Below are 13,267 nucleotides of genomic sequence, written 5' to 3'. Positions count from 1 at the left end.
TTTATCTTGCTCCTGTCCATTGTATGATCGTACCCTCGGTCACTTTGAGAGCGACGACCGCTATCAGGTGGTTATACTGTGCCCGGTTGTATTCAAGCTGCGCCAGCGTCAGTGAGGATTGCGCGTCAAGCAGGTCCAGCTGGGGCGTGACCCCTTCGCGGTAACCAACTTCGGCGAGGCGCAAAGTCTCTTTCGCGAGCTCGAGCGCCTTTTCGGAGGCGCGCAGGCTGCGGCGGCTGGTATCTATATCGGACCAGGCGGTCTCCACCTCCGACTTTATGTCAAGCTCTTTCTGTTCGAGCGCGATCCTGTCCTGTTCGCGCACCGCGCTCGCGCTCATTACGGAGCTGCGTGTCACGCCGCGGTCGAAGATGGGTACGGAAAGGGATAGCTCCGCGCGCCATGAATCGCCGCTCTTGTCCTGCTGGCGGTATGGGTTGGACCAGCCGCTCGAAAGTCCGGCCGTCACCTTAGGCAGCATGCCGCTGCGTTCGATCTTGATCTGGTTTTCCTGGTAGCGTAGCTGTTCCGCCAGTTGACGCCGGTCGGCGCGGAATTTTTCCGCGAGTGCGAGAGACTGCCCCCTGTCGCCGGAGACCGTAGGCTCATAGAGCTCCCCGAGCACCTCCCGGCGATCGCTCGGCTCGATCGCCATGTAGTTCATCAGCGATATCACCGCGGTCTCGTGGAGGCCGCGCGCCGTCGCGAGGTTCGCAGTGTTGGTGGCGAGCTGCTGTCCGGCGCGTATCACCTCGAGCTTGTTCGCAAGGCCCAGCTCCGCCATCTGCGTCACCTGCTTCAGGTGCAGCTCCGAGGTCGCGACGGCGTCAAGCTCCGCCTCTATCTGTTTTTTCTTGAGCAGCACGTTGTAGAAGCGCGCGTAAAGCTCTCCCACGGCGCTGTTTTCTCCGTCCGCGACTGCCATCTCTGCGATGGTCCGCACCTGCGGCGCTTGGGCGCGCTGCGCGCTGTTTTTACCGCCCGAATAGATGACCTGTTCGAGCGTCGCGTTTGCCGAGCGGCTGCCTCCGCGGTCGGAACCGTCGGTGGTCTGCGGTTCGCGCTGGGCGTCCATAACGCCGCCGGCGGAAACCGAGGGCAGCAGCGTGCCGTCCGCCCGCAGTTTGAAGGCTTGGGCCTTTATGAGCTCCTGACGCAGCGAACGCAAGGCGGAGTTGTCCTTCAGCGTCAGCTTTACGGCCTCGTTTATATCGACCGGTTCCGCGGCGCCGGCCGCGGCAGCGGCCAGCGCGCAGAGCGCGGCGGCTAGTAATTTTGCGGCTGGTCTTATCATCATGCGCGTCCTCCCTGCCTGAGTCTTCTGTATGCGTTGTAGCGCCGTATCTTCGCGCGCGCTTTATCCATAAGGTCGTCGAGCATAAGATAGACGACCGGAATGACGAGCAGTGTCAGCAGCGTCGAGGTGAAGAGCCCGCCAATGACGGCGACGGACATCGGCTGGCGGACTTCGCCGCCCTCGGAGAGGGCGAGCGCCACCGGCAGCGAGCCGATCATCGTGGAGACGGTCGTCATCAGGATCGCGCGCAGCCGCAGCGGTCCGGCTTTGAGTACAGCCGTCAGCTTGTCGTCGCCGGCGGCGCGCAGCTGGTTGATGAAGTCGACGAGCAGTATCGCGTTGTTGACGACGACGCCGACCAAGAGGATTATTCCCATGAAGCTCATGACGGAGAGGCGCAGCCCCGCCAGCGCCAGCAGGCCGAAGGAGCCCGCCGTCATCAGCGGCAGCGAAAACATGACGGTGAAGGGGTGAATGAACGATTCAAACTGGATCGCCATCACCATGTAGACGAGGATGATCGCGAAGACGAGCGCCACCGCCATGTAGCCGAAGCTCTCCTTCATATTCTCGGAATCGCCGGTCGGCACCATGCTGTAGGTACCGTCCTGCGGCGCGTATTTCCTGAAGACCTCTTCCATTATGAGGATGCCCTCGCCGGGGGAGATGCCCTCGACGTTGGCGCCTATCTGCAGAGAGCGCTGGCGGTTATATCTTTTGATGACGTTCGGCGCCATGCCGATCGAGCTTTTTACCAGTCCCTCGGCGGGGATCGTCTCGCCGGTTTTCGTGGTGATGAGCGTCTTCAGGACTTTCCCCGGATCGTCGCGCCCCTCCCTCTCCGACCTGATGGTGATGTCGTAGCGGTAGCCGCCCTCGTTGAACGAGCCGCCCTTGTCTCCGGCGAACCAGGTGAGCATCTCGTCCGACAGGTCGCGGATACTGACGTTGAGGTCGTCGGCCAGCGCGCGGTTCAGCGCGAGATTGATGCGCGGCTTGTTCATCTGGAGGTCCGTCGTGATGTCGACGAGGCCGCGCGCGTGCTCCGCGAGATCCTTCTTGATCAGGTCGCCGATGTCGGCGAGCGATTCGCTGGTCGGTCCCTGAATGACGAGGGTGATGTCCGAGCCGCCCCAGGTGCCCATCTTTATGTCCGCGTCACGGAAACGGGCGAGCTTTTCGCGGAGACGCCTCATTATCGCCGACGCCTTGGGCCGGAGCTTCCTGTCGATAAGTTCGATGTTGATCGTAGATTTGTAGACCTCCTGCCCAGAGCCGCTGCCGACTACCCCGTAGGTATAGGCGACGGCCTTGTCCTGCTGGATCATGTCGACCATCGCCTTGGTCACGCTGTCGGTGACCTCAAGCGCGGTGTCGGCGGGCAGCTCCACCTGCACGCGCAGGCGGCCCTGGTCCTCGCTGGGGAAAAACTCGGTGCCGAGCGAGGCCGCGAAGAAGATGCCGAGCGCGAAGAGCACGAGCGCCGACAGCAATATCACCTTGCGGTGGCCGACGGCGAAGGCGAGCGAGGCGCGGTATTCATCCTCGAGCCAGAGGAATGGCGCTTCCATCTTGCGCTGCATGGGAGTCATCTTCTGATTGCGCCCCATGAGGCGCGAGCAGAGAAAGGGCGTCAGCGTGATGGAGATGATGAGCGATATCGAGATCGTCATCGCCACCGTGACGCCGAAGGAGTTGAAGAAACGTCCCATCATGCCGCCCATGAAGGCGACGGGGACGAATACGGCGAGCGTCGTCGCCGCCCCCGCGAGCACCGCGAAGGCGACCTCATTGGTTCCGTCCTCGGCGGCGCGGAAGGCGCTTTTGCCCGATTCTTTGTGGCGCGTGATGTTTTCCATAACGACGGTCGTCGCGTCGACGACCATGCCGACGGCGAGCGAAAGCCCCATCATCGACATATTGTTGATCGTGATCCCCATCCAGTAGAGGACGGACATGCTGCCGAGAAGGCAGACCGGTATCGTAATGACGGCGATGAAGGTGGCGCGCAGCGTCCGCAGGAAGACGAACATGATGATCGAGGTGAGGCAGATAGAGGCGATGATGTCCCAGAAGACGCCGTTCATCGAGCTGAGGATAAACTTGGCGTTGTCGGAGACGACGACGAGGCTGGTACCGGCGGGGGCCGTCTTGTTGAGCTCCTCGATGCGCGTCTTGACCAGGCGTGAGAGGAGCACCTCGTTGGCTCCCTTCTGCTTGCGCACCATCACCATGATCGTGGGTTTGCCCTCGTAGAGGGAGCTGCTGCGCTGGTCTTCAAAACCGTCCTCGACGCGCGCGACGTCGCGCAGGCGGATGACGGCGCCGTTTCTCACCGCCACCGGCAGATATTCAAGCTCGGCGGCGGAGGCGTATTCTCCCTCGATGCGGATGCCGTACTCTTTGGAGCCGGTCTCGACGCGCCCCGCGGGAAGCTCGACATGCTTGTTGTAGATCGCGTTTTTGATATCCTTCGTCGTTAGACGGTAGCTTTCAAGCGCCTCCGGACGCAGCCAGACGCGCATCTCCCTGTCGCGGAAGCCCGCGAGCTGGATGCCGCCGACCCCCTTTACGGTTTGAAGACGCTCGGTCACTATCTTGTCCACATAGCGGGAGAGCGTCTTCATGTCGGTGCGTCCGTCGTTTTTGACGGCGATGTTCATTATCGGGCGGTCCGAAGGGTCGTACTTGTCGACCTGCGGGTCGTCGCAGTCGTCGGGGAGCTGCCCCGTCGCCATGCTGACCTTGCCGCGCACGTCGGCCGCCGCGAAGTCGATGTTGCGGTCGAGTTCAAACTCGACGACGATCACCGAACGCCCCTCATAGCTGCTTGAGCTCATATTCTTGATGCCTTCGATAGTGTTGATGCGCGCTTCGAGTACGTCCGTGACGTCGTTGTCGATGATCGCGGGGCTGGCGCCGTCCATCGTCGTACGCACGACGACGATGGGGAATTCGACGTTCGGCATCCGTTCCACTCCCATGTTAAGGTAGGAATAGGTGCCGAATATCACCGTGGCGATCGTGAGTATAAGGACTGTTACCGGGCGGCGCAGGGAAATTTCGGTGATTTTCATAAAGTCGTATCATCCTTAACGGTCAATATAAATAGATAACTGCTACGGTATCACATTATACATCCCAAATGTGGAGTTTTTGTGTCTCCGCGTGTAAAAATATTATCTTGCGGAGGCAACTGCCACGATTATAACGATTAGAGAGGACTCTAAGTCAAGCGCGCGGGAGAGAGGCGCGTAAACAAAACGCTCCGAAAGCCGTCAGGCTTTCGGAGCCGCTGTTGTGCGGAGTTTCCCGCTGCTTAATACCTGTTGTCGATGACGCGCTGCGTCTTCTTTTCGCTTCGCGGCAGTTCGCCGAGCTTCATCACCTGCGGGACTATGCGGATGCCGATGCCGGATTTGCATTCGCGGACGAGCGACTCCGCGAGGGCTTCCGGGTTGCAGCCATCCTTCATCTCTGCCTGAACGATCATGCGGTCGCGCAGGTCTTCGTTCTCGAGGACGATGCGGTATTCGCTGGAGAAGCCGTCGATCCGCTTCAGTATCTCCTCCACCTGCGCCGGATAGATGTTCGTCCCTTTGACCTTGATCATGTCGTCGCTGCGGCCGACGATGCGGTCGAGGCGCGGGAAGGGCGAGCCGCATGGGCATTCGCCGGGGATGATGCGCGAGATGTCGCGCGTGCGGTAGCGGATCAGCGGCGCCGCCTCCTTGCGGAAGGTGGTGATCACGATCTCGCCCTGCTCGCCGTCTGGCAGCACTTTGCCGGTCGCCGGGTCGATGATCTCGCAGTAGATATAATCGTTGAAGTAGTGCATGCCCGTGTGTTCGCAGCAGTCGATCGCGATGCCGGGGCCGTATATTTCCGTCAGTCCGTAGATGTCGAAAAACTCGATGCCGAGCGTCTCGTAGATCCTCTCGCGGATCTTGTCGCCCCAGCGTTCGGAGCCGAAGATGCCGCGCTTGAGGTGGATGTCGTCGCGCATGCCGCGCTTGTCGACCTCCTCGGCGATGACGAGGCCGTAGGACGAGGTGCCGATGAGGACGCTCGCCTCAAGGTCGCGCATCAGCTGGAGCTGGCGGTCGGTGTTGCCCGCGCCGGTCGGGATGACCATCGCGCCGAGGCGCTCGGCGCCGGCCTGAAAACCGAGCCCCGCCGTCCAGAGGCCGAAGCCGGGGGTTATCTGGATGCGGTCGGCGGTCGTCACTCCCGCGAACTGATAGCAGCGTTCCATCATCACCGCCCAGTCTTCGAGGTCCTGCGCGCTGTATGGCATGATGACCGGTGTGCCGGTCGTCCCCGACGAGGAATGTACGCGGACGATCTCTTCGTTCGGCACGCACTGCATGCCCATCGGGTAGGCGTCGCGGAGGTCCTGTTTCGTCGTGAAGGGCAGCGTTTCGAACTGCTCGCGGGTCATCATCGTATCCACGGGCAGCCCCGCGAACTTTTCTCTGTACATCGGGCTGGCCTTAGCGGCGCGGCGTACCTGGGCGAAACACTGGCTCATTATCGTAAGTTCGTTCATAATTTATTCTCTCCTAACTGTCTTCTCTGTTCTGAAAAACTTTCTTGGCTGATTTACTTTTCTCGGAAATAGTATCTAAAAAAGTTTTGGCTGCCGCGCGGGCTCACCATCGAACCCCGGCGGCCTCAAACCCTAGGGCGAAGGCCTTCTCGTTCATCGCGAGCAGCTTCGGCTTGACGCAGGCTTTTATCGCCGCGCGTATCTCATCTTCCGGGAAGGGCAGCATCGAGGCTCCCACCGCGGCGCCGAGGATCACGATATTCAGCGTGCGGATGTCTCCCGCCGCGAGAGCTAGCGGCGCGCCTTCAATAAAAACAGCTTCGGGAAACTTTTTCTTGAGCAGGGCGAGGTATTCGTCTCCGAGGTAAAGGCCCCTGCCCAGCGCGACGTTCGTCGGGATGATGCGGTCAGTGTTGACGACGCACTTGGCTTCCGCCTTCAGCTTCGGGATCATGCGGACCGCCTCGGCGAGCTCGAAGCCGAGCAGGATGTCTCCGTGAGCGCAGGGAATGATCGGCGAAACTTCCCGCGCGTCTATGCGAAGGTGGCTGGAGACCGAGCCTCCGCGCTGCGCCATGCCGATCGTCTCGGAGGTGCGGACGAAGAGCCCTCTGGCTCCCGCGGCTGTGGCGAGTATCTTTGAAGTCAGCAGCGTTCCCTGTCCGCCGACGCCGGCGATTACGATGCTCTTAACCATCTATCTCACCTCTTTTTATCGCGCGGACGGGGCAGAGATTGGCGCAGAGGGCGCAGTCCGTACAGAGCGAACCGTTGATGACGGCGCGTCCGGCCTCGTCCGGGGTGATCGCGGGGCATCCGATCTCACGGATGCATCTGCCGCATTTGATGCACTTGTCATCTACAAAATGCACAGTCGCCGGCTTTTTTATATGCGCAATGCAGGGAGCTTCGGCGATCACCGCCGAGGGGCCCGGAAAGCTTACGGCCTCGCGCATCGCCGCGACGGCGTTCTCGTAGTCGAAGGGATCGACCTTCGATATATGCCGGACGCCGCAGCCGCGCAGGATCGTCTCGATATCGAGGGCCGGCGCGTCGTCGCCGAGCGCGCGCTTGCCGGTGCCGGGGTGCGGCTGGTGTCCCGTCATCGCCGTGGTGCGGTTGTCGAGGATGATCATCGTGATATCCGTTCCCTGATAGACGGCGTTGATCACCCCCGGGATACCGGTGTGGAAAAATGTCGAGTCGCCGATGAAGGCGAGGCATTTCGTGCCGGGCTCAGCGAGCGCGAGCCCCTGCGCGATGGTGATGCCGGCCCCCATGCAGAGGCAGGTGTCTACCATATTGAGCGGGGCGGCGTTGCCAAGGGTGTAACAGCCTATATCGCCGCAGTAGACGGCTTTTTCGCAGTCCTTCGTCGCCACCTTCGCCTCATAGAACGAGGCGCGGTGAGGGCATCCGGCGCAGAGTACCGGCGGGCGGACTGGTAGCGGCGGCAGCTCTGCGGCATCCGCTTTCTCCGCCGCCATGCCGAGATACTTCAGCAGCGCCTTCTTTATAAGTTCGTAGGAATATTCGCCGTTCCACGGCATATCCCCGCTGCGTTTGCCGAGGATGGGCGTTTTTCCCGCCGCCGCGATGAGAAGCTGCTCCTCGACGACGGGGTCCAGCTCTTCGATCACGAGAACGGAATCGACAGAGTCGAGGAACTCGCGGGTCAGTTTTTCGGGCAAGGGATAGGGGGTGCCTATTTTATATAACTTAACGTCAAGGCCGAGCTCCCTGATGACCTCTTTCGCGTAGAGATAGGAGACCCCGGAGACGGCGACCGCAGCTCCCGCCTTGCCGCCTTCGATGCGGTTGAAGGGAAGTTCGTCGAAGGTGCGCGCGAGTTCGTTCTGTTTCACCTCGAGCTCGCCGTGACGCCGGTAGGAGAGCGCGGGGAAGATGCACCACTCGGGACGCTTCTCAAAGCCAGGCGCTTCGCGCGCCGGCGCGGGATCGCGAAGCTCGACGTCGGCGCTCGCATGGCAGACGCGTGTCGTCGGGCGCAGGAATACGGGCAGCGCGTAGGTTTCGGAGAGCTCATAGGCCGCCTGCACCATCTCGTAGGCCTCTTCGGGCGACGACGGATCGAATACGGGAAGGTTGGCGTGCTTCGCGAAGCTGCGGGTGTCCTGCTCCGTCTGCGAGGACCAGGGGCCGGGGTCGTCGGCGACGGCGATCACCATGCCGCCCCTGATCCCGATATAGGCGAGGCTCATCAGCGGGTCGGAGGCGACGTTGAGCCCCACCTGCTTCATCGTGCAGAGGGTGCGCGCGCCGGAGTAGGCCGCGCCCGCCGCGACCTCGAGGGCCACCTTCTCATTAGTCGACCACTGCACCTTCACGCCGGGATGACGGACGGCGACGAGAGTCTCGATTATCTCCGTCGACGGCGTCCCCGGATATCCGGCTGCCACCTTTATCCCGGCGGCCAGCGCTCCGAGCGCGATAGCTTCGTTTCCCATGCAGACCTTTACAGCCATTGATATTTCCCCCACACATTTTATTCAAAAGATACCGGCCAATATAAAACTATAAAAAAAGACTCCGCCGCGCAAACGACAAAGCCTTGAATGTAATCATACAGTCAATCAACTTGTCTTCGCTTCTCTTTAGCTGTGCCGTTCTTCGCTCAAACTGATCCCGAAGGGGGCTGCCCCTCTTCTTCCGCGAATATTTATAGCCCCTGTGCCGTGATATGTCAAGGTTTTGCTTGCCTGCCCAGGGGAAAATGCACGGACGGCTGTCACGCGGGGCAGCGCCGCGTACTTTTACCGCATAACGCCCCCATGAAGGGTATCGCGCAGCTTCCGTTGCCGGCGATTAAATATAGAACAAAGTTTGATAAAATTATTACATTGTCATCTATAGTATTGCTGTGTATTCGTATTTGGCAGAAATATGTTATAACCTCTTTAAAACAGGTAATGAAAGGAGTGACTGTCATGCCCCTTGCAACGATGTCGATAAGGGTGGAAGAGGAGACAAAACGCGAGATAGAAGCTTTCTGCGCCGATGTGGGGATGAACCCTTCGACGGCGGTGAACCTTTTCTTCAGGGCGGTGCTGAGAGAAAACAGGCTGCCATTTGAGATATCGCGCGACCCCTTCTATTCGGCGTCCAACATGAAAAACCTGAGAGAAAATATCGCCCAGGCAGAGGATGGGCGCCGCACGCGCCACGAATTGATCGCCTCTAATGATTAAATCGTGGACAGACGGCGCCTGGAGCGATTATCTTGATTGGAACGCCACGGATAAAAAAATATTTTCAGGCGGATAAACCAGCTTGTGGAAGATATTGACCGTAACGGCAATGAGGGCCTCGGCAAACCTGAGCCGCTGAAGCACGATTTATCAGGTTACTGGAGCCGCCGCATCAACGAAGAGCACCGGCTCGTCTACAGACTGACGGATACGGAGATTATCATCGTCCAGTGCCGCAGCCATTATGAATAGAGCATGATCCATAATGAATAAACCGAGAGCCCGGGTCGCCGGAGCTCTTGGTCATCGGATGTAAGGCCCCATCTCCGTGCTGTTTCCCGCCATATCTTTACGCAGCTTTTTCAGCAGTATCCACGAGAAGAGCCAGGTCAGCGCCGCCGCGCCCGCGAATGAGATCGGCTGGAAGAGCCAGATCCAATGTATCGAGACCATGCCCGCGAGCAGCCAGACGGCGGGCACGCGCAGCACCATGCTGCGGCAGACTTGGATCACAAAGCCGTAACCGGAATATCCAGTGGCGATGAAGAGCGCGTTGTAGAGCACGCTGTATATCACCATCGGGTAGCCGGCGATCGTGATGCGTATCGACTGGATGGCGACGGCGGCGACCTCCTCCGTCGGGCGGAAGAGATTTATGATCGGGTGCGGGGCGAAGGCGAGCGCGAGGCCGATCGCCACCGTTATCACGCCGCTGATGATGAACGCCGAGCGGATGCCGCGTCTCATGCGATCGAGGCTGCGCCGTCCGTAGTTGAAGGAGAGGAAGGGGACGAGCGCGTCGTTGATCCCCATCAGGGTGTTGAAGGCGAGGTCCTCGACGCGCAGCCCCACCATCCAGCCGGCGACGGCGATGTTGCCGTAGGTCGTCGACAAAATCTTGTTGACGGTGCCCATGCCGAAGGCGACGCTGCCGGTGGTGAGGGTGACGGGAAGTCCGATCGCCGTTATCCCGCCCCATATCCTCATCATGCCGCGGCGCGGCCGTGTGAAGAAGGGGAGTTTTATTTCGCTCGACTCGCGCAGTTTCTTTATCAGGTAGAAGGTGCCGGCGAAGCGCCCGGCGAAGGTGGCCGCCGCCGCGCCCGTCATGCCCCAGCCGAACGCGAAGATGAAGATCGGGTCCAGGATAAAGTTCAGCCCGTTGGCGATAAGAAAGAAGTATAGCGGGACCATCGTATTGCCCTGGCATCTGAATATGGAATTCACCACATATGAAAAGCTGATGAGCACCAGCATCGGAGGTATCCACATATTGTAGAGCCACGCCTGACGCAGCGTGACTGGGTCGGTGGCCCCGAGCATACGGAAGAAGGCGTTCGAGGGGCCGGGAAACAGGAAGGGAACCCAGAGAAGACAGAGGATGTAGGAGAAGGCCAGCCCCGAGGTCGCCGTTTTCTGCGCCAGTTCACGGTCTCCCTCGCCTAGCCTGCGCCCCACAAGCGCCGTGACGCCGTTGCCGACGCCCTCAAGCACCGCGAAAACGCCGATCTGGACCGGAAAGGTGTAGGATATCGCGACCATGTGGCTCTCGCCGAGCCATGAGATAAAGATAGTATCCACAAGGTTGAAGAGCGTGTGGAAGAGCACCATCGCGATGGATGGCACAGAGAGGCGCACAAGCGAGCTGAGCACGGGGCCGCTGCCGAGGTCCACGGCTCCGCGCCGTATCAGGATGCGCTTTGCCTTTTTGAGCAATTTCATTGTCCGTCATGATTCCTTTCGTGTCGGGCGGCGGATAAGGCCGTAAGCGCCGCCGTCATGCCGCGAGCTCTCTTTGGGCAAGTTCCCGTTTGCCTCTGGTATAGATGGCCCAGGAGATGGCGAAGGCGAGGATGTCCGCGGCGGTGAAAGAGGCCCAGGCGCCGTTCATGCCGAAAAACGCCGAGAGTGTCAGCGCGAGCGGCGGGTGGAGCAGCAGCGGCCGGAGCATCGAGAGGAAAAAGGCGAGCCGCGCGCTGCCGATGCCCTGGTAGTATGTCGAGATCATCGTCTGGGTGCCGGCGAAGGATATCCCCGCCGCGACACAGACCATGCCGGTCACGCCGCTCGCGAGCAGCGCCCGGTCGTCCGAGAAGATTCCCAGCATCTCGCGCGGGAAGATGAGCAGGAGGACGGCGCAGGCGAAGCAGACGGCGGTCGAGGCGATGTTCGCGAGCGACATGCCGCGCAGTACGCGGCGGTAGTTTTTGGCGCCGTAGTTGTAACCGACGAGCGGCAGCAGACCGTGTCCCATGCCGAGCACCGGCATAATAATGAGCGAGAGCAGGCGCTGTACGAGTCCGGAGGCGGCGACGCCGATCGCGCCGCCGGTGTCGGCGAATATCCGGTTGAGCACGGTCCACGATACGGCGATGCCCACCTGCCGCACGAAGGCGGAGGCCCCGACGGAGAGGACCCGCGCGAGCAGCGGCGGGGATATCCGGCGCAGGCATTGCGGCTTTACCGCGACGGCGCTTTTGCCGCCGAAATAATAGTGCAGCAGCCAGGCAAGTGCGCACACCTGAGCGATGACGGTGGCCCAGGCCGCGCCCGCCAGCCCCCATTTGAAGACGAAGATGAAGAGCGGGTCCAGCGCGATGTTGACGCCCGAGGAGATCGCCATGCTCAGCATGGAGAGGCGGGTGTTGCCCTCGCCGCGCACGAGGTTGTTGAAGACCATCATCATGAAGAAGGCCGGCGTGCCGAGAAAGATGATGCCGGCGTAGACGAGCGACGATTCGATGATCTCATGGGTTGCCCCGAGCATCGTCAGCAATGGCCGCGTGAATATCATCAGCGCGGCGGTCATGGCGAGCGCGCAGAAGAGACCGGAGGTCATTATCGTGCCGAGCGCCGCGGAGGCCTCGTCATGTCTTTCCGCCCCCAGCGCGCGGGCGATGACGGAGGCTCCGCCCACGCCGAAGGTCTGCGATACGGCCATGATGACGAGCGTCGCGGGAAACGAAACGAATACGGAGGCGATGCCCAGCGCGCCCACGCCGCGCCCGACGAAGAAAGCGTCAACGACATTATAAAGAGACATCATAAACATTCCCGCCATCGCCGGAACAGATAACTTCAGCAGCAGCGGCCCCACCGGAGCTGTGCCGAGGGCCGCGGTATTATTTGTTTTCACTTAAAAATTTCTCCCATATGCAAATCTTACGCTCTCATTATAGTATAATTTACTTAGTTGAGTGTGCCAAATATTCGGCGGATTTGTCGTTCCCGTATTTTTATAATGTCTCATATTTAAGAGGGAATCCTTTAAATGAACGGGGAGGAATGTCGATGTATAAGACCTTTGACGAAATGATAAACAACTGCGGCTGTCTCAGCGGCAGCAGCCTCGTCGCGGCGGCGGCGGACAGGGAGACCATAGAGGCGGTGAAGATGGCCTTTGACAAGGGGCTCGGACACGCGGTCTTCACCGGCGACGAGAAGATAATCGCTCCCGTGGTTGATGAGCTGGGCATCGCGGGCAAGGCTGAGATCGTCCACGCCGGCAGTCCGGAGGAGGCGGCGAAAAGGGCCGTTGCGCTCGTTCGCGAGGGCAGCGGCGACGCCCTGATGAAGGGGCTCGTCAACACCTCCGATTTTATGCGCGCCGTGCTTGACCGGGAGCAGGGGCTGCGCTCCGGGCACCTTTTGAGCCACCTCGCGGTGATGGAGATCCCGGGAGAGCACCATCTCTCGTTCTGTACCGACACCGCCTTCATCGTGACGCCGACGCTCGACCAGAAAAAACACATCCTGAGAAACGCCCTGAAGGCGATCCACGCCCTCGGCTACGAACATGTCAACGTCGCCTGCATCGCGGCCAACGAGCGCGTGGACCCGCACATCCCGTCGACGGTGGATGCCGCCGCCCTCGTCGCCGCCTGGCGCGACGGGGAGTTTGACGAACTGCCCTGCACCTGCACCGTCGAGGGGCCGATGGCGATAGACGTCGTGGCTTCAAGGGAGGCCGCGGAGCATAAGGGGATAAACAGCGTCATCGCCGGCAAGGTGGACCTCACGCTGGCCCCGAACCTTGAATGCGGCAACGTCCACTGCAAGACCCTCGTGCATTACTGTAAGGCGAAGTTCGCCGGCGTCGTGCTCGGCGCGATGGTGCCCATCGTGCTCGTCTCGCGCACCGACGACCCGGAGACGAAATTCTACGGGATCGCGCTCTCCTGCCTGGTCGCGGGCGGAAGATGATCGTTATAT

10 protein-coding genes are annotated in these 13,267 nt (G+C 60.6%); 3 read left to right on the top strand and 7 right to left on the bottom strand.

The window, feature by feature from the left end:
- Position 1 precedes the first annotated feature (1 nt).
- From CLOEV_RS13075 to iorA, 5 genes are all read right to left on the bottom strand, one after another.
- On the bottom strand, positions 2-1,297 hold the full coding sequence (locus CLOEV_RS13075) for a TolC family protein (protein ID WP_084482410.1): 1,296 nt from the start codon (positions 1,295-1,297) through the stop codon (positions 2-4).
- The gene (locus tag CLOEV_RS13070; protein WP_034444255.1) at positions 1,294-4,374 is read right to left on the bottom strand and encodes an efflux RND transporter permease subunit; all 3,081 of its coding nucleotides are present in this window, start codon (positions 4,372-4,374) and stop codon (positions 1,294-1,296) included. Before CLOEV_RS13070 ends, CLOEV_RS13075 begins: the two co-directional genes overlap by 4 nt.
- A gap of 242 nt (positions 4,375-4,616) precedes the next feature.
- Entirely contained in the window at positions 4,617-5,846 is a 1,230-nt protein-coding gene (locus tag CLOEV_RS13065; protein ID WP_034444253.1) for a phenylacetate--CoA ligase family protein, read from the bottom strand.
- Between the two features lie 103 nt (positions 5,847-5,949).
- On the bottom strand, positions 5,950-6,543 hold the full coding sequence (locus CLOEV_RS13060) for an indolepyruvate oxidoreductase subunit beta (RefSeq protein WP_034444250.1): 594 nt from the start codon (positions 6,541-6,543) through the stop codon (positions 5,950-5,952).
- Positions 6,536-8,332, bottom strand: a complete 1,797-nt coding sequence (gene iorA, locus CLOEV_RS13055; protein ID WP_034444247.1) for an indolepyruvate ferredoxin oxidoreductase subunit alpha — start codon at positions 8,330-8,332, stop codon at positions 6,536-6,538. The genes CLOEV_RS13060 and iorA overlap by 8 nt, the downstream gene beginning before the upstream one ends.
- 462 nt (positions 8,333-8,794) lie before the next feature.
- On the opposite strand from iorA, the gene CLOEV_RS13050 reads away from it, so the two are divergent.
- Together CLOEV_RS13050 and CLOEV_RS17410 are read left to right on the top strand one after the other, a co-directional pair.
- Positions 8,795-9,055, top strand: a complete 261-nt coding sequence (locus CLOEV_RS13050) for a type II toxin-antitoxin system RelB/DinJ family antitoxin (protein WP_034444245.1) — start codon at positions 8,795-8,797, stop codon at positions 9,053-9,055.
- Positions 9,056-9,139: 84 nt separating this feature from the next.
- Positions 9,140-9,307 (top strand): Txe/YoeB family addiction module toxin, encoded by a 168-nt coding sequence (locus CLOEV_RS17410; RefSeq protein ID WP_008710110.1) that lies wholly within the window; start codon positions 9,140-9,142, stop codon positions 9,305-9,307.
- Positions 9,308-9,358: 51 nt separating this feature from the next.
- On the opposite strand, the gene CLOEV_RS13040 is transcribed toward CLOEV_RS17410, so the two are convergent.
- The gene (locus CLOEV_RS13040) at positions 9,359-10,777 is read right to left on the bottom strand and encodes an MATE family efflux transporter (RefSeq protein ID WP_034444241.1); all 1,419 of its coding nucleotides are present in this window, start codon (positions 10,775-10,777) and stop codon (positions 9,359-9,361) included.
- 55 nt (positions 10,778-10,832) lie between these two features.
- Entirely contained in the window at positions 10,833-12,191 is a 1,359-nt protein-coding gene (locus CLOEV_RS13035; RefSeq protein WP_084482408.1) for an MATE family efflux transporter, read from the bottom strand.
- Between the two features lie 155 nt (positions 12,192-12,346).
- Between CLOEV_RS13035 and CLOEV_RS13030 the strand changes: the two genes are divergently transcribed.
- Positions 12,347-13,258 carry a phosphate acyltransferase gene (locus CLOEV_RS13030; RefSeq protein ID WP_008710115.1) on the top strand — a complete coding sequence of 304 codons (912 nt, stop codon included), beginning with the start codon at positions 12,347-12,349 and terminating at the stop codon, positions 13,256-13,258.
- Positions 13,259-13,267: the final 9 nt, after the last annotated feature.

It is taken from the genome of Cloacibacillus evryensis DSM 19522, from assembly GCF_000585335.1.
Classification (GTDB): domain Bacteria; phylum Synergistota; class Synergistia; order Synergistales; family Synergistaceae; genus Cloacibacillus; species Cloacibacillus evryensis.
Note: the sequence above shows the minus strand (reverse complement) of the source record. Positions and strands in the feature narration are given on the sequence as shown.